A 21847-nucleotide genomic window follows, 5' to 3' on the forward strand; every position below is an offset into this window, starting at 1 on the left:
CGGAACACCGCTGACATTTCTTCGGGCCGGGCATGTTCACACACGCTCGGCCCGATTTACGAACGGGAGAGTGACGACGTGGCCAAACCCTTCAAGACGCTGGACGACATGGGTGATATCGCCGGCAAGGCCGTGCTGGTCCGTGAGGATCTGAACGTGCCGATGTCGGAAGGGTCGGTGAGCGACGACACGCGCCTGCGGGCCGCCGTGCCGACGCTGCTCGAACTGGCGGACCGGGGCGCCAAAGTGCTGATCCTCGCGCATTTCGGACGCCCCAAGGGCCAGAAGTCTGCCGATCTCTCGCTCAGCCTCGTCACGCGCGGGCTGAGCCAGGTGCTGGGCCGCGACGTGCAGTTCATTCCCGATTGCCAGGGCGAAGCGGCGGCTGCCGGCATTGCGGTGATGCGCGGCGGCGACATCGCCATATTGGAAAACACCCGCTTCCATGCGGGCGAGGAAAAGAATGATCCGGCGCTCGCCGATGCTATGGCCGCGCTCGGTGACATGTACGTCAACGACGCCTTTTCAGCTGCTCATCGCGCGCACTGCTCGACCGAGGGCCTTGCGCATCGCCTGCCGTGCTTTGCCGGCCGCTCGATGGAGAAGGAACTGGACGCGCTTGAGGCTGCGCTGGGCCAGCCGGAAAAGCCGGTTGCGGCGGTCGTGGGCGGCGCCAAGGTTTCGACCAAGCTCGCCGTGCTCGAGAACCTCGTCGCCAAGGTCGATCATCTGATCATCGGCGGTGGCATGGCCAACACCTTCCTCGCGGCGCGCGGCGTCGACGTGAAGAAGTCGCTGTGCGAGCATGATCTGGTCGATACGGCCAACGAGATTTTCGAGAAGGCCGAAGCAGCGGGCTGCACCCTGCACCTGCCCTATGACGTCGCCGTCGCGACCGAATTCGCTGCCAATCCGGCCAGCTACCGCGTGTGCAACGTGAACGAGCTGGCCGATGGCGAAATGATCCTCGACGTGGGACCGGCCGCCGTCGAGGCTCTGGCGGACGTTCTCAAGACCTGCAAGACCCTGGTGTGGAACGGCCCGCTCGGCGCGTTTGAGCTGACGCCCTTCGACACCGCCACCGTTGCGCTGGCCCGCACGGCCGCGGCGCTGACGGCGGAAGGCTCGCTGGTATCGGTTGCCGGTGGCGGCGATACGGTCGCTGCCCTCAATCATGCTGGCGTGGCTGCGGATTTCTCGTTCGTCTCGACCGCAGGCGGCGCCTTCCTCGAGTGGATGGAAGGCAAGGAACTGCCGGGCGTCGCGGCGCTTACGCGCGGTTGATCAACGCGAGCGAGCGGGAGCCGTTGGCGCCCGCTCGTTCATCAGCGGAATGATTACGCGGTTGAGTTGATCGAGGTCGAAGGCGCCGGTGGCGGCATAACGAACGCGTCCGTCGCGCCCGATCACGAAGTTTGTGGGGAGCGCGCCCAGATGGCGATAGGGGCCTTTCACCCGTCGAACCATCGGGATGGTCATCCCGGCCAGCATTTTCTTGAGCTTGGGGAGCGGCACGGAATCTTCTGTCGCCACGGCAAAAACGCGCAGCCCCTTGTCCTTCAGGATGTCGTGAAAGGCGTCCAACGTCGGCAGTTCCTTGATGCATGGTCCGCACCATGTCGCCCAGAAATTGAGGACGACGACTTGCCCTTTGAGATCGGCCAGCGAAACCGAGCTTCCATCAGCCAGCATCAGCGTGAACGCTGGCGCTAGGTCGCCCACCTTGATCTTTTGACCGTGGGCTGGCCGGGCCACGCTCATGCCGATGATCGCAATCAGTGCGGCAACGGCCGCGAATTTTGAGCGCATGGATCGTCCCCCCTTCCAACCATCTTTCGTTCCGGGCAGTGCGCCCGTCAAGATGGTTGACCGGCTTGCAATATGCGGCGCAGGCGCGGCATAGGCGTGCCACACAGCACCGCCGATTTTGGCACCACTTCGAAAAACAGGACAGGATGATGCAGGACTCCGACATGACCGAGAAGATTGCCAAGGGGCAGGGCTTCATTGCCGCGCTCGACCAGAGCGGTGGCTCCACGCCCAAGGCGCTGAAGGGCTACGGCATCGAAGAAAGCGCCTATTCGGGCGATGAAGAGATGTTTGGCCTGATCCACCAGATGCGCAGCCGCATCATCACCTCGCCCGCCTTCACCGGCGAGAAGGTGCTGGGCGCCATCCTGTTCGAGAAGACCATGGACGGCACCGTGGACGGCAAGCCGACGCCGGCCGCGCTCATCGAACGCGGCGTCGTGCCGTTCATCAAGATCGACAAGGGCCTGGAAGATGAGGCCAACGGCGTGCAGATGATGAAGCCGATGCCGGAACTGGACGCGCTGCTCAAGCGTGCCAAGAGCCTTGGCGTGTTCGGCACCAAGGAGCGCTCGGTCGTCAATCTCGCCAACCGCGAGGGGATTGCCGCCATCGTCAAGCAGCAGTTCGAGATTGGCCAGCAGGTGCTGGCGGCGGGCCTGATGCCGATCATCGAGCCGGAAGTGAACATCAAGAGCGCCGAGCGCGCGCAGGCCGATCAGATCCTGCTGGAGGAAATCCTCAAGGCGTTGGATGCACTGCCCGAGGGCCAGCAGGTGATGCTCAAGCTCTCGATTCCCGAGAAGGCCGGCCTGTTCGGTCCGCTGGTCGATCATCCCAAAGTGCTGCGCGTCGTGGCGCTCTCGGGCGGCTACAAGCGTCCCGAGGCGTGCGCCGAACTGGCGAAGAATCGCGGCATGATCGCCAGCTTCAGCCGGGCTCTGCTGGAGGATCTGCGTCACCAGATGAGCGATGAGGAGTTCAACGCCTCGCTCGCCAGCGCGATCGACGAGATCTACGAAGCCTCGACGGACAAGGTCGCGGCCTGACGCGACACGACGGGGCGGCGCCCAATTGCGCCGCCTGCGGTCTCCACCCGATGACAGAGGAAGGGCGGCTCCCTATCTTGGGCGAGCTGCCCTTTTTCATCTGGAGGATGACCATGACCGCGACGACGACTGCTTTGGACGAAATTCCGCTCAAGACCATCAAGGGCGATGATGCGTCGCTGGGCGATTATGCCGGCAAGGTGATGCTGATCGTCAACGTGGCCTCCAAATGCGGCCTCACTCCGCAATATGAGGGGCTGGAAGCGCTCTACCGCAAATATAAGGATGATGGCCTCGTCGTGCTGGGCTTTCCCGCCAATGACTTCGCGGGACAGGAGCCGGGGTCGAACGAGGAGATCGAGAGCTTCTGCACGACGAATTTCGGTGTGGACTTCCCTATGTTCGAGAAGGTGGTCGTCACCGGGCCGGACAAGCATCCGCTCTTCGCCGCGCTGACGCAGGCACAGCCGGAAGCGCGAAACGATGGCGCATTTCGTGAGCGGCTCAGCAGCGGCAATCGCACGCCGAATGATCCGCCGGAACTGCTGTGGAATTTCGAGAAATTCCTCGTCGGGCGTGATGGCACGGTGCTCGCGCGCTTCTCGCCGGATACCAAGCCGGACGATGGCGACCTCGTCGCTGCGATCGAGGCGGCCTTGTCGGGTTCCGCTGCCGCCGGTTGACCGCGCGGCCACCGGGCTTATGGGGGCGGAATGACCGAGACCACACAGGCGCTCAGCCTTCCGCCCTGCCAGCTCTACCTGATCTCCCCGCCGGTGATCGGCGAGGATTTCGCCGCTCGCCTTGCCGAGGCGCTGGACTGCGGCGATGTCGCCGCGTTTCAGCTTCGCCTCAAGGGCGTGAGCGAGGAAGAAGTCGCGCGGCTGGCCGAGCCGCTCCAGCGCCTCTGCGCAGAGCGGGATGTCGCCTTCATCGTCAATGACAGCGTCGCGCTGGCCCAGCGCCTTGGCGCCGATGGCGTTCATCTGGGCCAGGGGGACGGGGATCCTCGCGAGGCCCGGCGCATGCTCGGCCCGTCCGCTCAGATCGGCGTGACCTGTCATGACAGCCGCCACATGGCGATGGAAGCCGGCGAGGCCGGGGCTGATTATGTCGCGTTCGGGGCCTTTTATCCGACCACCACCAAGGAAGTCAGCCACCATGCGGAACCGGACCTGCTGCGCTGGTGGTCGTCGATCTTTGAAATTCCCTGTGTCGCTATCGGCGGCATCACTGCCGACAATGCAGAGCCGTTGGTCGAGGCTGGCGCCGATTTTCTCGCGGTGAGTGGCGCGGTGTGGAACCACCCTGATGGGCCGCGCGCCGGTGTTGCCGCCTTCGCGAAAGTGCTTGGGTGATCCTGACACGCGGGCTTTCCGCCCTTGGCATCGCGGCCCTGTGTGTGGCGGCGGGGCTAATGGGTGCGCCCGCTGCGGCCGGTGAACCGACCGAGACCGCTCAGGTCGTTCTCCCATCAAGCCTGCCGATTGCGCGCGATGGCTGGGTGACTGACGCCGCGGCGCTGTTCACGCCCGATCAGCGGTACCAGATCGAGCGCCGGCTGGTAGGGCTGCAGGCCGCGACCGGGCGGGAGGCCATCGTCGTCACGGTGCCGTCCCTCGATGGGCAGGACATTGCCGGCTATGCAAGCGAGGTTGGGGATCGCTGGGCCGTGGGTGCGCCGGGGGCGGAAGGCATCGTGATTCTGCTCGCGCCGAGGGAACAGCTGGTCCGCATCGCGGTCGGGCAGGGCCTTGCCGCCGCCATTCCGGACGATGACTGCCAGGCGATCATCGACACGGTAATGCTGCCACAGTTTCGCAACGGGCTTTTCGCGGCCGGGCTGGTCGCCGGAATCGCCGAGCTGGAAGGCCGGCTCTAACGACGTCGGGATCAGGCGTCGCCGACGACCATGTCCCGGGTCGGTTCGCCCGAATGCTTGAGCATGTCTGCGATGAAGCTCTGCATGTTGTGCAGGGACTCATCGTAGTTCTTGTCGATCACCGACATGCGGACAAGCAACCCGTCGGCGAGATAGCCGGCGATATTGGCCTTGGTCATCGCGATGCGCTGCATCAGCCAGCTTTGCGGGAAGTCGGAACCGATGCGCGTCCAGTACAGGATGTTCTCGTTGCGCGAGCCGAGCACCGCTGTCACCGACCGAGCCGGAATGACTGTCTGATGGCCGGCGACATCGACCGGAAGACTGATGGGTTCGCTATGCTCGATCGCGAAGCCCCCAGCATAATAGCAAATTTCGGGGCGGTGGAGCTGGACGTTGTTCAACTGCTTGCTGTTGTAAGCCGCCAGGAACATCACGCCCACGCCCTTGGAATTGACGTAGGTACGCGTGAGAATGTGTTGATAGAGCTTGTTGGCAAGGTCGCTCTCGGGCGGCAACACGAGCTCGCTGACCGGGAGCGTCTTCCAATCGCCGAACGCCTTGGGGAACAGGGCCTCGAACTGCTTGTCGGACAGATCACGATAGCGCTGTTGCGGCTCGCGCGCGACGGCAAGGCCGCTGACGGCCAGCATGGCGCCGCCCATGAGGAGATGGCGACGGCTAAGTGTGCCCGGGGTAGGCTCGCTCTCTACCGCAACTGAATTTACGTCGTCCGCTGCCACTGCACCCTCATTCCTTGGCTCTGTCGCGCAGAATAGCAGCTAAGAGCGGATTTCCAAACTGCAAGCGCCATAGCGGCAAATTCCTGTCAAAGCCTTTCTGGTTCGGCTTCTCCGTGCGTCCACCGCAGGCCCGGATGCCTGCCTTCTTGTCTTAACCGGCGGATTTCGTTAAGGAGCCGCTGTTCCGGCGCGGTTGTCCAACTGCCCGGGCGCCCTGACAGTCCTGGATTTTCACTGTCCAAGGATAGACGCTGGTCGGCGAGGTTTCGCCCACCGGCGCTTTGTGCGTTGTGGCGTTTTGGTTGGTTTTTCAGCGGCTTCTGCCGCAATGAGGTGGTGATGTTCGATAGTCTGAGCGATCGGCTCGGTGGGGTGTTCGAGAAGCTTCGGGGGCGCGGCGCGCTGACCGAGGCGGACGTGCGCGCTGCGATGCGCGAGGTCCGAATCGCCCTGCTGGAAGCCGACGTCGCCTTGCCGGTCGTGCGCGCGTTCGTCGACAAGGCGACCGAGCGCGCGGTGGGGTCGGACGTTCTGCGCTCGGTCACGCCGGGGCAGATGGTCGTCAAGATCGTCTCTGACACGCTGACCGAGACATTGGGCGCCGAGACCAGCGAGCTGCTGATCGACGTGACGCCGCCGGCCGTCATCATGATGGTCGGCCTGCAGGGCTCGGGCAAGACCACGAGCACGGCCAAGCTCGCCAAGCGCCTCAAGGAAAAAGAGCGCAAGAAGGTGCTGATGGCGTCGCTCGACGTCAATCGCCCGGCGGCGCAGGAGCAGCTGGCCGTTCTCGGCACGCAGACCGATGTCGCGACGCTGCCGATCGTGCCCGGCCAGCAGCCGGTGGATATCGCCCGCCGCGCGCTCCAGTCCGCGAAGCTGCAGGGCTTCGACGTGCTGATGCTGGACACGGCCGGCCGCCTGCATGTCGATCAGGCACTGATGGACGAGATGAAGGCGGTCGCGGACGTGGCCACGCCGGCAGAAATCCTGCTGGTCGTCGACAGCCTGACCGGTCAGGACGCCGTCAACGTCGCCAAGAGCTTCACCGAGCAGGTGCCGCTCACCGGTGTGGTGCTGACCCGCATGGATGGCGACGCGCGCGGTGGTGCGGCGCTCTCCATGCGTGCCGTCACTGGCCAGCCGATTAAGTTCGCCGGCACGGGCGAAAAGCTCGATGCCATCGAGCCCTTCCATCCCGCGCGGGTCGCGCAGCGCATCCTTGGTATGGGCGACGTCGTCAGCCTCGTCGAGCGCGCGGCGGAGACGATCCAGCAGGAAGATGCCGACAAGCTGGCCAAGCGCATGGCTGCCGGCAAGTTCGATCTCAACGATCTGCGCGCCCAGCTCAGCCAGATGCAGCGCATGGGCGGCCTCGGCATGCTGGCGGGCATGATCCCCGGCCTCAAAAAGGCGCAGGCGCAGATGACCAATGCCGGCGTCAACGACAAGACACTCGTTCACCTCGATGCACTCATCGGCTCGATGACGCTCAAGGAGCGTGAGCGTCCGGAATTGCTCAACGCCAAGCGCAAGATCCGCGTGGCCAAGGGCGCTGGGCTTCAGGTGCAAGACGTCAACCGTCTCCTCAAGATGCACAAGGAGATGGAAACCGCCATGAAGAAGATCAAGAAAATGGGCGGTCTCAAGGGACTGGCCAAGATGTTCGCGGGCGGCGGTGGCGGCGGCGGGCTGGGCGGTTTGCTCGGCGGTGGCGGCGGTGCGCCGGGAGCGGGGCAGGGCGATCTCAGCGCCCTCAAGGGACTTCCGGGGATGCCGGACATGCCCAAGCTTCCGCCGGGTTTTCAGAATTTTCTCAAGAAGTAACGCAACGAATTTCAGGTTCAGAGTTCAGAAGAAAGGTAAGGTAAGTTACAGATGGCAACCAGCATTCGCCTGTCGCGCGGTGGCTCCAAGAAGCGCCCCTATTACAAGATCGTGGTGACGGACAGCCGCTCACCGCGCGATGGCCGCTTCATCGAGCGCATCGGCAGCTACAACCCGCTGCTCGCCAAGGATGACGAGAAGCGCGTCGTGCTCGACACCGAGCGCGCCAAGCACTGGGTGAGCGTCGGCGCCCAGCCGACCGACCGTGTCGCCCGCTTCCTCGATGCCGCAGGCGTCAAGGAGCGCGCCGCGCGCAACAACCCCAACAAGGCAGAGCCGGGCCAGAAGGCCAAGGACCGCGCCGAGGACAAGGCCACCAAGCTGGCCGAGGCCGAGGAAGCCCGCAAGGCTGCGGAAGAAGCCGCCAATGCTCCGGCTGAAGAGCCGGCTGCTGAAGCCCCCGCCGAGGAAGCACCCGCTACCGAGGCTGCCGCTGAAGAGCAGGCCGAAGGCTGATCTTGCCCGTGGATCGTCCCGTCACGCTCGCGGCTGTCATCGGCGCGCATGGCGTGACGGGGGAAGTGCGTCTCAAGCTCTTCGGCGATGGGCCGGAGAGCTTGAAGCGCTACAAGAGCTTCGAGGCGGGCGGTCGCACCCTCACGCTCAAGACGGTACGCGATGGCTCGAATGGCGCCGTCGCGCGCTTTGCGGAAATTACCGATCGCAATGCCGCCGAAGCCTTGCGCGGCGTGGAACTCACCGTTCCGCGCTCAGCGCTGCCCCCGCTCGAACCCGGCGAATATTATCATGTCGATTTGATCGGCCTGCCATGCGTTGCCGAATCGGCTGAAACGGTGGGGACGGTTGTGGCTGTCGAGAATTTCGGGGCCGGTGACGTCATCGAAATCGAGAAGCCCGGCGGAAAACGGTTCATGGTCCCCATGCTGCCGGAAGCGGTGCTCGACTGGAACGAGGAAAGACTTGTCCTGAGCAGTCTTTTCCTTGCAGACTGACAGGACATTCCGCTTCGGCGAATGAGGACGGGCCTCTTGCTTGCCCACATGGATCGGTCTCGATCGATCACCTCCAAGAGCGCAGGGCCGCATGAACGCGATTGTTTTGGACAATGAGGGTATTGGCTGCCTGCCCGCGCCGGATTGTCCCTTGTGCGGCGAATCGGGCACTCAGCACTATCGCGATCTGCGCGATCCGATGTTCGGCGCGCCGGGACGCTGGGGGCTGAGGATCTGTCGCAATCCGCACTGCGGCTCTGGGTGGATCGACCCCATGCCCACGCCGCAGAGCCTGGCGACGCTCTATCAATCCTACCATACCCATGACCAGGCACCGGTGATCGTGGCGCCGGAGGGGGCCGCCTCGCATGCGCCGGCTTTGCGCTATCGGCTTCTGGGCCTGCTGCCCTGGTGGAAGCATCACTACCAGTCGGGCCTCAATTACTTCGCGCACCGCAAGCCCGGCGTCATGCTGGATGTCGGCTGCGGGTCCGGCGGGTTCCTGCGGTCGATTGTCGAGGCGGGCTGGAGCGCCGTCGGGATCGACTTCGATGAACAGGCGGTAGCCGTGGCGTCGCAGGTGCGCGGCGCACAGGTCTTCGCGACCGATATTTTTGATCCGCGATTTGATGGGAAGAGGTTCGACGGCATCCTGCTCGACAATGTCATCGAGCATGTCCCCGAGCCCGGTCGCACGATTGCGCGGTGCGGTGAACTGCTCGCACCAGGCGGGCGGCTAGTGATGATCACGCCGAACGTCGATGCGCTGGGGCACCGCCATTTTGGCGAACATTGGCGGGGGTTGGAGACTCCCCGGCATCTGCATCTGTTCACCAGACGCGCCCTGAGAAAACTCGCGGTCAGCAATGGCCTGCGGTCCGCCAAGGTTTTTGCCAAGCCCAGCTCGCGGCAGTTCAATTTCATGGTGGGCGCGTCGGAAGAGATCATGCGGACGCGGGGGCTGCGCACAAGGCGCTGGCCGGTCGCGAAACGTCTCCTGCGGGTCAAGTCTCTCCTCTCGGCGCTTCTGGGCGGCGGGGAGGCCGAATTTCTGGTGTGCATCGCCGATCGTCCCGCACGTCCCAAATCCCGCTGATCGCCTTTCAATCATGACCTTCACCGCACAGATCCTCACTTTGTATCCGGAGATGTTTCCGGGGCCGCTCGGCATTTCGCTTGCCGGTCGGGCGCTGGGGGAGGGGGCGTGGTCCTGCGCACCCATCCAGATCCGCGACTTCGCGACGGACAAGCACAAGAGCGTGGACGATACGCCGGCAGGCGGCGGGGCAGGCATGGTGCTGCGCGCCGATGTGCTGGCACGCGCTGTCGATCATGCGCTCGATGCGCGCCCGGATCTGCCGGTGCTGGCAATGACGCCGCGCGGCACGCCGATCACGCAGGCGCGGGTTCGTACGCTGGCCGAGGGGCCGGGCGTCACGATTCTGTGCGGGCGCTTCGAAGGCTTTGACGAACGCCTGTTCGAAGGGCGGCCGATCGAGCAGGTGTCGATGGGCGACATCATCCTCTCGGGCGGAGAAATCGGCGCTTTCATGCTGCTGGATGCTTGCATTCGCTTGCTTCCCGGCGTAATGGGCGCGGCTTCTAGCGGTGTCGAGGAGTCGTTCGAGAACGGCCTCCTTGAATATCCGCAATATACCCGACCTGCTGAGTGGGAAGGGTGTATGATCCCTGAAGTGTTGCGATCGGGGGATCATGCGAAGATCGCCGCCTGGCGGAAACAACGGGCGGAGGATGACACACGGTTACGCAGGCCGGACCTCTGGGAGCGTTACAGGAACGCTCGGGACTGACCTGCCTCTGGCGCGCGACGCAGACGAAGGAAGACAGGACAGATGAACCTGCTGCAGACCATCGAGGCGGAAAACATTGCCGCTATCTCCAAGGATATTCCGGATTTCCGTCCGGGCGACACGCTGCGCGTGGGCGTGAAGGTCGTCGAAGGCGACCGCACCCGCGTCCAGAACTTCGAGGGCGTGTGCATCGCGCGTTCGAACAAGGGCATGGGCTCCAATTTCACCGTGCGCAAGATCAGCTTCGGTGAGGGTGTTGAGCGCGTGTTCCCGCTCTACTCGCCGAACGTCGACAGCGTCACGGTCGTCCGCAAGGGCGTCGTGCGTCGCGCCAAGCTCTATTATCTGCGTGGCCGCACCGGCAAGCGTGCGCGTATCGCCGAGCGTCGCGACACCCGCGACGAGGCATAAGCCTTATGGGCGTGGTGACGCGCCCAAAGCCATCAGGCGATGGCGAGCGATCATCCCGCGGGATGATGTGAGCGGAGGCCTAAGGGCCTCCGTTTTCGTTTGTGGGATGCTGGCATCGCGCCGCATTTGCGGCGGGCCGGGGAAAGTTCGCTTTCTATTCTCGCCAGGCGCCGCCATCATGCCCCGATGAGCCAAGCCGATGCAATCGCGCTGGAGAGCGTTGCCAAGAGTTTCGATGGCGGTCGGACCTTCGCCACGCACGATGTCGATCTGCACATTGGAGCGGGCAGCTTCGTGGCGCTCGTGGGCGCCTCCGGCTCTGGCAAGACGACGCTGCTCAAATGCATCAACCGGCTGATCGAGCCGGACAGCGGTATCGTCCGCATCCACGGCGAGCCGGTGAATGACCGGCCCGCTTATGAAGTGCGGCGGGAGATCGGCTATGTGTTTCAGGGCATCGGCCTGTTTCCGCATCTGAGCGTCGCCGAGAATATCGGCCTGACGCCGCGCCTGCTCGGCTGGCCGGCGCAGGATGTCGCCCGCCGCGTGGCCGAGCTGCTGGCGCTGGTCGAACTGCCCGAGGATTATGGCGTGCGCATGCCTGATGCGCTCTCGGGCGGTCAGCGGCAGCGGGTCGGGATCGCGCGAGCGCTGGCGGCAAGGCCCGGCATCTTGCTGATGGACGAGCCGTTCGGGGCGCTCGACCCGATCACCCGCGACACGCTCGGCCGCGCCTGCCGCCGCCTGCACGAGACGCTGGGCCTCACCACCGTGCTGGTGACCCATGACGTCTTCGAGGCCGTGCTGCTCGCCGACCGGATCGTCATGCTGGAGGGCGGTCGGATCATTGCCGACGATACCCCGCACCGGCTGCTGACCGATCCGCCCAACGAGGCCGTGCGCGCGCTGATGGCGATGCCTATGCGGCAGGCCGAACAGGTCCGCCGCCTGATCGCCGTCGGGCCGGACGGGACCGGCTGAGCGATGGACAGCTCCCTCTCCAGCGCGCTGCGCGTGCTCCCGGAATATCTGGGCTTTCATGTGCTGCTGAGCGCGGCCGCGCTGGGGCTGGGCATCCTGCTCAGCCTGCCGCTGGCCATCGCCGCAAGCCGCAGCGCGCGACTGCGCTGGCCGGTCCTTTCCTTCGTCAGCCTCGTGCAGACCATACCGGGGCTGGCTCTGATGGCGCTGTTCTACCCCCTATTGCTGGCGCTCTCCCTGCTCTCTTTGCGGCTGACCGGGCAGGGCTTCTCGGCGCTCGGCTTCCTGCCGGCGCTGCTGGCGCTGACCCTTTACTCCATGCTGCCGATCGTGCGGAACATCGTCACCGGCATCACCACGCTCGATCCGGCGCTGATCGAGGCGGCGCATGGCGTCGGCATGACCGATCAGCAACGCCTCTGGCAGGTGGAGATGCCGCTGGTCGCCCCGGTCGCGATGGCGGGGGTGCGGACCGCCGCCGTCTGGGTGATCGGCACCGCTACGCTGGCAACGCCGGTCGGGCAGACGAGCCTCGGCAATTATATCTTCTCCGGCCTCCAGACCGAGAATTGGGTGTGGGTGCTGTTCGGCTGCGGCGTCTCTGCGGCGCTGGCGCTGGCCGTGGATCAACTGCTCGGCTTGATTGAGACGGGGATCGCCCGCCGCGCGCGCCGGCGCATCTGGGCGGGCGCGCTGATCCTGTGCCTCGGTATCGCGACGGCCGCGGCCAGCGTGTTCGCCCCGGCAACGAAGGGCGGGTACGTCATCGGCGCCAAGAATTTCACCGAGCAATATATCCTGGCCGATCTTATCGGCCAGCGGCTGGCGGATGAGGGCGGCACGGCCACCGTGCGCAGCGGGCTGGGATCGGCGGTGGTCTTCCGGGCACTCGCGCAGAGCGATGTGGACGTCTATGTCGATTATTCCGGCACGGTCTGGGCCAATGTGATGGGCCGTACCGATCAGCCCGGGCGCGCCGCGATGCTGGCCCAGATGGCGGAATGGCTGAAGCGCGAACATGGCGTGACGCTGGTCGGTCCGCTTGGCTTTGAGAATGCCTATGCGCTGGCGATGCGGGCCGACAAGGCGCAGCAACTCGGCATCCGCTCGATTGCCGACCTCGCGCCCTACGCCCCGCGCTTTGTCATGGGCGGCGATTTCGAGTTCTTCACGCGGCCGGACTGGACGTCGCTGACCGAGGGCTACGGCCTGCGCTTCGCACGGACGCGTGAGTATCAATCCACCTTCCTATATCGCGCGGTGAAGGATGGGGATGTCGATGTGATCTCCGCCTTTTCAAGCGACGGGCGCATCGCAGCGGACAATCTGCTGGTGCTCGCAGACCCGCTGGAGCGCATCCCGCCCTATGACGCGATCGTGATGGTGGCGCCTGGCCGCGAGACGGATGCGCGGCTGATGGCGGCGCTCAAACCGCTGATCGGCGCCATTCCGGTCGAGCGGATGCGCGCGGCCAATCTGATGGTCGACCGCCCGGATCGCCCGGTTGCCCCCGCCGTCGCTGCCCGGTGGCTGATGGAGAAAGAGGCAGCGCCGAGCGACCAATAATCGCGCCCCAATCATCGCCCGCCAATAATCGGAGGGCGGCCTACCTTTGCTCTTGGCCGGCTGCATCAAAACTGATAGCGGACCTTTCCACGCACCCGTAGCTCAGCTGGATAGAGCGTTGCCCTCCGAAGGCAAAGGCCACTGGTTCGAATCCAGTCGGGTGCACCAAAATCTCACAATTTTGATCGCTGCTTGTGATGCAGCCTTTCGATCACCTTCGGGTGTCCCGATCTGGTGCGGTCTCTTCCGCCGCCAGCATCATGGTTAATGAAATGTAATCATCCTGTCATTCGCGCCTCCGATAGGCGGGCGACCTCCATGGGGGAGGGCATGATTCGGAGGTTGCCATGAAGATGATGTTTCTGCGCGCGGGCATTGCGATGTTCGCCTTTTCTGCTGCGTCTTCCCACGCGGCTGGCCTGCTCGACAATTATGTCGTCGGCTTCAGCAAAGCGATCGACACCAAGGAAGCCAGCGCGGTTGCTTATAACTGGGACACGCGCACGCTGATGGTCACCAATGATGAGGAAGAGGATGACGGCACGAACATCTGGGGCGAATATGATCTGAACGGCAACAAGACCGCGACGATCAGCCTCTCCGGCTGCCTCTCGCTCGGCAGTTCGCAATGCGATGCCGAGGGCCTCGCTTATGTGGGCAACGGCCAATATGTCGTCGCCGAAGAGCGCTATCAGGATATCGCGCTGCTCAGCCAGACTGGCGTGGACGGCACAACCCGTACCTACACCGCCTATCCGGATGCGCCGACGATCAGCGTCGGCCCCGATGCCGGCAATAGCGGCCTGGAGGGCATTGCCTACAACAAGGTGACTGGCGACTTTTTCGGCGTGAAAGAACGCAGCCCCGAGACGATCTGGAAGATCTCCGGCGCCAATTTCGGCACGGAGACGGCGACGGTCACCGAACTGTTCGATATTGCGGCGCTGCCGGGCCTCGATCGGCTTTCCGACATCGCGGTGCTCTCCAACGGCATCTTCTCCGCGACGCCGTTCGGCGACAATCTGCTCATCCTCAGCGGCCGCTCATTCAACCTGCTCGAGGTGACGCAGGCCGGCCAGATCGTGAGCAGCTATGATCTCTCCGGCTTCAAGTCGCTGGTCGACCCGGCCAATCAGGGCGGCAAGTTCGAGGGCCTGACCCTCGACGATGCCGGTAACATCTACCTTGTGAGCGACGATGGTGATGGGCCGAACCAGTCCTATCTCGTGAAGCTCAGCTATGCCGGATCGGTGCCGGAGCCGGCGACCTGGGCGATGATGCTGGGCGGCTTCGCGCTGATCGGCAGCACCATGCGGCGGCGCAAGGTTGCACTCGCTTTCAGCTAAACGCAGCGGGAACGGGCGTCGCGGGCAGACCGCGGCGCCCGCTTAGATCAGAGAGGGACTTCCCCCTCGTCGCTGCCGTTCCAATAATGGATGCGACGGGCGCGGACCTGGATCATGACCAGATCGGGTGTGTCGATGCCCTGCTCGAACCACCGTTCGAGATCCTTGTTCCAATGCTCGGCGAAGCGCCCCTTGTCCCGGATCAGCTCCGCGCGACCCTCGACGGCGATGAACAGCGGCGGTCCGCCCAGCAGGCCGACCGCGCCGGTGAAGGTGAGGCCGACCTCGGGGTCGCGCTCGATATCCGCGATGGTGCGCGCCGCCTCATAGGTGAAGAAGAAGCTGTCGCCGCGCCAGGCGACCTCACCATTGTTGCTCATCGGCCGGCTTGCCAGCGCGCCGCCCTCCGTGCGCGTGGAGAGCATCCCGAAATCGATCTTGCCCATCTTCTCGGACAGGTCATCGAGCGTCATGTCAGCCATTGGGGCCTCCTGAAGAAGCCGGACGAGAGCGTCCGGTCTCCTCCAACGGATCATGATGGCTTAAGGTTGCGTCGGGTCGCCTGACGCTGATCTTCAGGGCTTCTTGAACGTCCAGCGGCCGGCCGGACTCTCGGGATCGAACTTGACCAGCGCCGGCGTAGTACCGCCGATGGCAACGAGCGCACGTGCTTCGCCCGTGCCGGGCGTCGCCTTCGGCATGATCCGGTAAGTGCCGTCGGTGAGCTGGTCGATCCGCCAGAGCTGCTCGGGCGCCCCGGTGAAGGCCGGCACCGCTTCCACCTCACCTGTGGCCGTCGCCGCAAGCGCCCGTTGCGTGCCGGCGATGACGATCTTGTAATAAGGCGCACCCATTACGCCGCCGGCGCCCGGCACGGGGGCGACCGTCCAAAGCTGCTGGGGGCGGACCATATAGTCGCCCATATCGACGGGCACGGCTCCGTCCGGCCAGCCGGGTTCGACCTGCACCAAGGTCTGGTCGGGTACGTTGACAGGCGGTGTGCCGGGCGGGGCGAAGAAGCTGCGGCGGGCGTCGAAATCGATCCGCACGAAGTCGGCGGCAAGCTGGAGGGCATAGCCGCTGCGCTCGGCCTCGATCTCGTAGGTGCCCTCGGCGATATTGTCGCCCGCGACGGGCCAGCCATCCTTCCACAGCAGGGGGCGGATGCCGAGCACGCTGCGGCCCCGGTTCATGTCGATCTCATAGTGCATCGAGAACTTCTCGACCCCTTCGCCCAGGTCGATCTGCCCGAAGTGGCCGGGGCCGATGTCCCGCCCGCGCGCGTTGACGACCATCTTGCCGCCGCCCTTGAGCAGGGGAATGCCCATATGATCCACATAAGGCCCAAGCGGATCGCGCGAGCGGCCGACGCGGATGTGGTAGGTGGAATTGGGGCCGTCACAGCAGGTGCCGTGCGTGCCGAGCAGATAATACCAGCCATCGCGGTGGAGCAGGGCAGTCGCTTCCATGTCGATGGCGATATCCACCGCCTTGTTGCCGGCCTTGCGCGCGCCGGTGGCCGGGTCCAGCTCGATCATCTGGATCGCGCCGAAATAGGTGCCATAGCTCAGCCAAAGCCGGCCATCGACATAGAGGAAAGCCGGATCGATGGCGTCGAGATTTTCCTTGCCATCGCTGGAGGCGACCGTGCCCACCTCATGATAGCCAAAATCGGGGGAGGCGGGATCGAGCGACTTGGTCCACATGATCTTCACGTCGCTGGCATGGCCGCCGGACATGCCGCCGCCGCCAACGGCGTAGGAGACATAATAGCGATCGCCGATCTTGATGACATCCGGCGCCACGCCGCCGCCCGGCCGATTGCCGCCGCTGTGCCACGTCCAGCCATCTTCGGAGACCAAGCCGTCCTTACCGGTGCCGAACGTGTAATATTTGCCGTCCGAGAGAGTGATGGTGGACGGATCGTGGATATAGGGCTCGCCTTCAAGCTGCGCGCTGGCGGGGCTCTGGATCAGGAGAGCAAGGGCGAGGCCGGTGGCTGCGATGGTGCGGTTCATGCGATCACCTCGGAAGGATCAAAAAGGAAAGGGGAAGAGCCTCGGGCGCGGCCCGGTTACAGCGTGGTCACCGCCAGATCGGTAACGCCGTGCCCGGCCGCATCGATGAAGCGCACGCAATAGTCGCTCAGGCCCGGCCCGTTGATGACCGCGCCCCGAATGATGTTGCGGCCCTTTTTCAGTGTGATGCGGCGCGAGACGACATCATCCATCACCATGCGGCGATCGTTGAACAGTACCGCCGTCTCTACCCCGTTGACCCACCACATGGAGGCGGAGTTGGAGCCGACGGCTATGCGCACTTCCATGTCGCGCGGGCTGTCCACCACGGTCGCGACATGGAAGATCACGCCATATTTGGTCTTGTCCAGCGACTGGGCGAAATTGAACAGCTTGACGTCGAACGCGGTGGCATCGAGCGCGTGCCAGGTGAGCGTCTGCCCTTCCACGGTCACGGTCTCACCAGCGCGGGGAACACCGGCGGTCTGGGTGGGGAAGGGATAGGCGGTCAGCGTCTTGCGCACATAGCTGCCGGTGAAGACCGAATTGGTGCGGTTGGGCTTGTTGATCGGCTCCAGGATCAGCCAGCGGCGGATGAACCCGTCCCCATCCGGTCTGGCCGGGACGCGTCCGGCTGGCGTGAAATAGGGCGCGAGGGTGGCCGCGCCCTCCGCCGCGCTTGCGACACCCTGCAGGGTGCCCAACAGGACCAGCGGGGCGAGGCAGAAACGCACATGGGATATGGCCTTGGACGCGATCATGGTCATTCCTTCATGGGGCGGGCTGCGGAGCGTGCAGCCCGGAAAGAGACCTGCGGGGCAGGTCAGGACGGTTTGAGCAGCCCGTGCATGTCCAGCCATGCTATGAAGGCATCCAGCCAGCCGGTGCTGGTCGTGCCTTCCTTGCCGAGGCCAAAGCCATGGCCGCCGCGCTCGTAGAGGTGGAATTCGACCGGTTTGCCGGCCTCCTGCCAGGCATCGAGCAGGCCGAAGCCCTTTTTGGCGAACAGCGGATCATCCGAGGCGATGACGCCGAACAGCGGCGGCGCGTTGGCGGGCACGGTCACCCGCTCCATCGAGCCGTAAATGGGCGCGATGAATGCAAGATCGAGATCGGGACGGGCGAGGGTGGTGACCATCGTCGTCATGGCCCCGGCTGAAAAACCCATCATGCCGACGCGCTTGGGGTCGATGCCCCACTCGGCGGACCGTGCGCGCACGAGCGTGATCGCGGCGACGGCATCGGCGATCTGTTCCGGCAGGCCGGCCACGGCCTCGTCGGGGCTCGAGCGCGTCTCAGCCCGGCCGACATTGGCGAAGGCAGCGCGCAACTGGCGGTCGAAATCGGCAAGCGCGGGCGGCGTGGGCTTCAGCCGATATTTGAGCACGAAAGCCGTGATGCCCCGGTCGGCCAGAGCGCGGGCGACCCGCCAGCCTTCATTCTCCATCGAGAGCAGCAGGAAGGCGCCGCCCGGCGCGACGATGACGGCGGTGCCATTGGCCTTGCCGGGTGCCGGCAGCACCGGTGTGAGCGTGGCGGTGGAGACATTGCGCGCCATCGGCACGCCATATTGGCGGAACCAGCTTTCAGCCGCGGTGGCGCCTTTGACCGGCCCGGTGCCGAGCGGAATGGCGCCGGGTTCGGCCGGCGCGGGAATGGCGGTAACGGTCGCATCCTGCGCGGCGGCAGGAGACAGGGTGGCAGGAAACAAGGCGGCGAGAGCCAGCGCGGACAGCACGGTGCGAACGGACGCATGACGAATCGAGATGTTCAAGACTTTCCTCCCCGGTTCAGCGGCGGTCGATAGGCCGACCGCCTGCCTGCTTCTCGATACGACATTGCGGCGAACCTGCGAGTCCCCCGATGCGACGGCGGCAGGATAATCGTCGATTTCTTCAAACGTCAACTTGTCAGACAAAAATAGCGCGTAGTTTCAATCGCTGAGCGGTGCTGGGCGGTCTGTAAGCCCAAGTTATTGCGCAATTTTGTTGCCAATCTGAAAATTTCATCATTATGTTAGCGTTAACAAAATCAGGAGGGATGGATGCGGCGCGCGACTTTGCTTGGATCTTTTGTCGTAGTTTTTATGGCTTCGATGATGCCCGCTGCGCATGGCGAGGAACCGGCCCTGCGACTTGGCGATTCCGGCTATTTCGAGGCGCCGGCCGCCAATGTGCTGGTGTTCAGCAACTGGTATGACGGGCTGTTCGCCGACTCGAAGATCAGCGGGGTCGAGATCATCCAGCAGGACAAGCGGATCGCCACCAATGGCGATGTCCGCCTCTCCGCCACGCCGGGCCAGTGGAATGCCATCGGGCGGATGATCGAACGCAAGGTTGATGCGCGGACCGGCACCATCGAGGCCGTTCTGGAATATCCCGAGCATGATTTCCGCTACATCATCCGCGCCGTTCCGCGCGGCGCCGACCTTCTCCTGACCGTCGAATTGCCGCGCGCCTTGCCGGCGGCGCTGGTGGGCAAGGCGGGGCTGAATTTGGAGTTCCTGCCCTCGGCTTACTACCACAATGCCTTCATGGTGGATGGCAAGGCCGGCGCCTTCCCACGTTATCCGGCCAGCGCGATGGTGCGGACGCCGGAGCGTAATCCTGCGAGCGGACGCAGCGATGGCCCCGGTGCCGAACCGCTCCCTCTGACTCAGGGCAGTGACATCGTCCTCGCGCCGTCCGATGCCGCGCGCCGGGTCCGCCTCCGCTCGCAGACGCCTATCGCGCTGTATGATGGGCGCAATCAGGCGCAGAATGGCTGGTTCGTCCTGCGGTCGCTGCTGCCGGCGGGCAAGACGGGCGTGGTGGTGCAGTGGACCCTCTCGCCGACCAGCACGCCCGGCTGGCTGCGGCCGCCGTCCATCGGCCATTCGCAGCTAGGCTACACGCCGGGGCAGGCGAAGGTCGCGACGATCGAGATCGATCGCGCCGACACCCGTCGGGCCCAAGCGACCCTTCTGCGCGTCGAGCCTTCGGGGCAGGAGGTGCCCGTTCTCAGCGGCACGCCGACTGAAGCGGGGGATTATCTGCGCTATCGCTATCTGCGTTTCGACTTCAGCACCGTGCGCGCGCCGGGCCTCTATCGGCTGGCCTATGGCGACAGCAAGACGGCGCCGTTCCGCATCGCGCAGGATCTGTTCGCCGATGCCTGGCACCCAACGCTCGACGTCTACTTCCCCGTGGCGATGGACCATGTGACCGTTAACGAGGCCTATCGGGTCTGGCACGGCGAATCCCACAAGGACGATGCGCGGCAGGCGCCGCTCAATCATGAGCATATCGACCTCTATGCGCAGGGGCCGACCACCGATACGCGCTTCAAGCCCGGCGAGCATATTCCCGGCCTTAACATCGGCGGATGGTACGATGCCGGCGACTATGACATCCGCACGCAGACCCAATATGCCGTGATCCGCTCCATGGTGCGCAGTTGGGAGAGCTTCGGGCTGGATCGCGACACGATGAGCGTGGACGATGCCACACGGCGCGTCGAAATCCATGTGCCCGATGGTCAGCCCGACCTGCTTCAGCAGATCCGCCACGGCACGCTCCAGCTCGTCGCGCAATTCGATGCGGTGGGCCATGCGATCCACGGCATCGTGGAGCCGGATGTGGGGCAGTACACGCATCTTGGCGACGCTGTGACCAAGACCGACGGCAAGATTTATGATCCGGCGCTCAAGCCTTATGAGGTGAAGGGAGACCGCAGCGGCACGCCCGATGATCGCTGGGCGTTCACCAGCCGGTCCTCGGCGCTCAATTACGGCTCGATCGCGGCGCTGGCTGCGGCCAGTCGCGCCCTCAAGACGCTGGACCCGGCGCTCTCCGCCAAGGCACTGGCCATCGCGACGCGGGTGTGGGCCGAGGAGCAGAGCCATCCGCCTTATGTCTTCCAGCATGGCAATACGACCGGCGGGCCGCTCGAAGCCGAGCAGTTTGCGGCCGCCGTGCAATTGCTCAAGACCACGCGCGACAAGCGCTACGTGGCACAGATCGAGGCGCTGTGGCCGTCCGTCTCAAAATTCTTCGGCTTTCAGGCCGCGCTGGCGACAGAAGCCCTGCCGTTCATGCCACCTTCCTATCGCACGGCGATGGAGCCGCTCGTGCGGCAATGGGCCGCGCAGAGCGACAAGATCGCCGCCGCCAATCCCTATGGCGTGCCGATCTCGGAAGGCGGCTGGGCGGGGAATGAAGGCGTGATCGACTATGGCCTCGCCGCTTATGCGCTGCACAAGGCTTTTCCAGCGATCGTGAAGCCCGATGCGGTGTTCCGCAGCATCGACTATCTGCTCGGCAACCATTCCGGCTCGGACATCTCCTTCGTCTCGGCGGTGGGCGCGCGATCCAAGGAAGTGGCCTATGGCACCAATCGTGCGGACTTCAGCTTCATCGCCGGCGGCGTGGTCCCGGGTGCGCTGATCATCAAACCGGATTTTCCGGAGAACCATGAGGACTGGCCGTTCTTCTGGGGACAGAATGAATATGTGATCTCCGCCGGTGCAGGATTTATCGAACTGGCGAACGCTGCGCATGAGTTGGCGAACCCGGAGCGGTAATCAGGGCTGAGACCGACCGCCCTTCAACCGTCACCCCGGGCTTGACCCGGCGTCCAGCTAACATTTTTGGGGCGCCCGTTTCGCCCGGCAAGATCGTGGCGGGAGGTCGGTCTGGAAAGAAAGCTGGACCCCGGGTCAAGCCCGGGGTGGGGGTGGGGTGTCAAACCCAGCAGTTATCTGTCAGTCAGCGCTTGCGTGACACGCCCCCCACAGGCGCTCAGTTCTCGAGCGCGCGCCAAGCTGCCACCATGGCATCGGCCCGCTGGCGGACCTGTGCTGCGTCCAGCCCGGGCTGATAGATCGATGATCCAATGCCGAACCCAGCCGCACCAACGCTGCGCCATGTGGCCATATTGTCCGGCCCGATGCCGCCCACCACCAGCACCGGAATGTCGGCGGGCAGCACCGCCTTCATTGCCTTGAGCGCCGCCGGGCTGTGCATCTCGGCGGGGAAGAGCTTGAGCGCATCGGCGCCAGCATCGATAGCGGCGAAGGCCTCGCTCGGGGTTGCGATGCCGGGCATGGAAAGCAGGCCGAGCGCCTTGGTGCGGCGGATCACCTGCGGGTTCATGTTGGGCGAGACGATGACGCGCCCGCCCGCCTGCGCGACCTGAACGACCGCGTCCACGCTCAGCACGGTACCGGCCCCGATCAGCGCGCCGCCGGGCAGGCGGGCGAGGGCGGCGATGCTCTCCAGCGGGCGGGGCGAATTGAGCGGCACCTCGATGCAGCGCAGGCCCGCCTCGATGAGCGCCGCCCCGATGGCGGGCGCCTCCTCGGGGGTGAGGCCGCGCAGGATCGCCACAAGCGGCATGTCGGCGATCTGATCG

22 protein-coding genes and 1 tRNA gene are annotated in these 21847 nt (G+C 64.8%); 16 read left to right on the top strand and 7 right to left on the bottom strand.

All coding sequences use genetic code 11. The features are described 5' to 3' along the window. Positions 1–78: 78 nt before the first annotated feature. The gene (locus tag M2337_RS08380) at positions 79–1284 is read left to right on the top strand and encodes a phosphoglycerate kinase (protein ID WP_264569847.1); all 1206 of its coding nucleotides are present in this window, start codon (positions 79–81) and stop codon (positions 1282–1284) included. Here M2337_RS08380 and M2337_RS08385 read toward each other — a convergent pair whose 3' ends face one another. Further along, on the bottom strand, positions 1285–1809 hold the full coding sequence (locus M2337_RS08385) for a TlpA family protein disulfide reductase (protein WP_264569848.1): 525 nt from the start codon (positions 1807–1809) through the stop codon (positions 1285–1287). It lies immediately after the preceding gene. A 149-nt stretch (positions 1810–1958) separates the two neighbouring features. Between M2337_RS08385 and M2337_RS08390 the strand changes: the two genes are divergently transcribed. The 4 genes from M2337_RS08390 (at position 1959) to M2337_RS08405 (ending at position 4740) form a co-directional block, all read left to right on the top strand. Next, positions 1959–2858, top strand: a complete 900-nt coding sequence (locus M2337_RS08390; RefSeq protein ID WP_264572213.1) for a fructose bisphosphate aldolase — start codon at positions 1959–1961, stop codon at positions 2856–2858. 113 nt (positions 2859–2971) lie between these two features. Next, on the top strand, positions 2972–3541 hold the full coding sequence (locus M2337_RS08395) for a glutathione peroxidase (RefSeq protein WP_264569849.1): 570 nt from the start codon (positions 2972–2974) through the stop codon (positions 3539–3541). A gap of 30 nt (positions 3542–3571) precedes the next feature. Further along, a complete protein-coding gene (gene thiE / locus M2337_RS08400; protein ID WP_264569850.1) occupies positions 3572–4216 on the top strand; it encodes a thiamine phosphate synthase in 645 nt (214 codons plus the stop codon). Continuing rightward, positions 4213–4740, top strand: coding sequence for a TPM domain-containing protein (locus tag M2337_RS08405; RefSeq protein ID WP_264569851.1), 528 nt, complete (start codon positions 4213–4215; stop codon positions 4738–4740). The genes thiE and M2337_RS08405 overlap by 4 nt, the downstream gene beginning before the upstream one ends. 11 nt (positions 4741–4751) lie before the next feature. Here the strand turns inward: M2337_RS08405 and epsI are convergent, their stop codons facing one another. Further along, positions 4752–5483, bottom strand: a complete 732-nt coding sequence (epsI, locus tag M2337_RS08410) for an exosortase-associated protein EpsI, V-type (RefSeq protein WP_264605452.1) — start codon at positions 5481–5483, stop codon at positions 4752–4754. A 339-nt stretch (positions 5484–5822) separates the two neighbouring features. Between epsI and ffh the strand changes: the two genes are divergently transcribed. From ffh to M2337_RS08460, 10 genes are all read left to right on the top strand, one after another. Next, a complete protein-coding gene (ffh, locus tag M2337_RS08415; protein ID WP_181559176.1) occupies positions 5823–7310 on the top strand; it encodes a signal recognition particle protein in 1488 nt (495 codons plus the stop codon). 51 nt (positions 7311–7361) lie between these two features. After that, on the top strand, positions 7362–7826 hold the full coding sequence (rpsP, locus tag M2337_RS08420; RefSeq protein ID WP_264569852.1) for a 30S ribosomal protein S16: 465 nt from the start codon (positions 7362–7364) through the stop codon (positions 7824–7826). A gap of 2 nt (positions 7827–7828) precedes the next feature. Then, on the top strand, positions 7829–8323 hold the full coding sequence (gene rimM / locus M2337_RS08425) for a ribosome maturation factor RimM (RefSeq protein ID WP_264569853.1): 495 nt from the start codon (positions 7829–7831) through the stop codon (positions 8321–8323). Between the two features lie 199 nt (positions 8324–8522). Continuing rightward, positions 8523–9419, top strand: coding sequence for a class I SAM-dependent methyltransferase (locus M2337_RS08430; protein WP_264569854.1), 897 nt, complete (start codon positions 8523–8525; stop codon positions 9417–9419). 13 nt (positions 9420–9432) lie between these two features. Continuing rightward, the gene (gene trmD, locus M2337_RS08435) at positions 9433–10134 is read left to right on the top strand and encodes a tRNA (guanosine(37)-N1)-methyltransferase TrmD (protein ID WP_264569855.1); all 702 of its coding nucleotides are present in this window, start codon (positions 9433–9435) and stop codon (positions 10132–10134) included. A 42-nt stretch (positions 10135–10176) separates the two neighbouring features. After that, positions 10177–10545 (top strand): 50S ribosomal protein L19, encoded by a 369-nt coding sequence (rplS, locus tag M2337_RS08440; protein ID WP_264569856.1) that lies wholly within the window; start codon positions 10177–10179, stop codon positions 10543–10545. A gap of 186 nt (positions 10546–10731) precedes the next feature. After that, entirely contained in the window at positions 10732–11526 is a 795-nt protein-coding gene (locus tag M2337_RS08445) for an ATP-binding cassette domain-containing protein (protein ID WP_264569857.1), read from the top strand. A 3-nt stretch (positions 11527–11529) separates the two neighbouring features. Further along, the gene (locus tag M2337_RS08450) at positions 11530–13092 is read left to right on the top strand and encodes an ABC transporter permease/substrate-binding protein (RefSeq protein WP_264569858.1); all 1563 of its coding nucleotides are present in this window, start codon (positions 11530–11532) and stop codon (positions 13090–13092) included. Between the two features lie 91 nt (positions 13093–13183). Further along, a tRNA-Arg gene (locus M2337_RS08455) sits at positions 13184–13260 on the top strand. 179 nt (positions 13261–13439) lie between these two features. Then, positions 13440–14438, top strand: coding sequence for an SdiA-regulated domain-containing protein (locus tag M2337_RS08460; RefSeq protein WP_264569859.1), 999 nt, complete (start codon positions 13440–13442; stop codon positions 14436–14438). Between the two features lie 47 nt (positions 14439–14485). Here the strand turns inward: M2337_RS08460 and M2337_RS08465 are convergent, their stop codons facing one another. The 4 genes from M2337_RS08465 to M2337_RS08480 form a co-directional block, all read right to left on the bottom strand. Continuing rightward, a complete protein-coding gene (locus tag M2337_RS08465; RefSeq protein WP_264569860.1) occupies positions 14486–14920 on the bottom strand; it encodes a pyridoxamine 5'-phosphate oxidase family protein in 435 nt (144 codons plus the stop codon). A 93-nt stretch (positions 14921–15013) separates the two neighbouring features. Continuing rightward, positions 15014–16456, bottom strand: a complete 1443-nt coding sequence (locus tag M2337_RS08470) for a family 43 glycosylhydrolase (protein WP_264569861.1) — start codon at positions 16454–16456, stop codon at positions 15014–15016. 56 nt (positions 16457–16512) lie between these two features. Further along, entirely contained in the window at positions 16513–17217 is a 705-nt protein-coding gene (locus M2337_RS08475; RefSeq protein ID WP_264569862.1) for an acetylxylan esterase, read from the bottom strand. 62 nt (positions 17218–17279) lie between these two features. Continuing rightward, positions 17280–18230, bottom strand: coding sequence for an alpha/beta hydrolase (locus tag M2337_RS08480; RefSeq protein ID WP_264569863.1), 951 nt, complete (start codon positions 18228–18230; stop codon positions 17280–17282). 321 nt (positions 18231–18551) lie between these two features. Between M2337_RS08480 and M2337_RS08485 the strand changes: the two genes are divergently transcribed. After that, a complete protein-coding gene (locus M2337_RS08485; RefSeq protein ID WP_264588593.1) occupies positions 18552–21017 on the top strand; it encodes a glycoside hydrolase family 9 protein in 2466 nt (821 codons plus the stop codon). Between the two features lie 217 nt (positions 21018–21234). Here the strand turns inward: M2337_RS08485 and M2337_RS08490 are convergent, their stop codons facing one another. Further along, the gene (locus M2337_RS08490; RefSeq protein ID WP_264572215.1) at positions 21235–21831 is read right to left on the bottom strand and encodes a 2-dehydro-3-deoxy-6-phosphogalactonate aldolase; all 597 of its coding nucleotides are present in this window, start codon (positions 21829–21831) and stop codon (positions 21235–21237) included. Between the last annotated feature and the right edge of the window lie 16 nt (positions 21832–21847).

It is taken from the genome of Sphingobium sp. B2D3A, from assembly GCF_025961795.1.
In the GTDB taxonomy this organism is placed as follows: domain Bacteria; phylum Pseudomonadota; class Alphaproteobacteria; order Sphingomonadales; family Sphingomonadaceae; genus Sphingobium.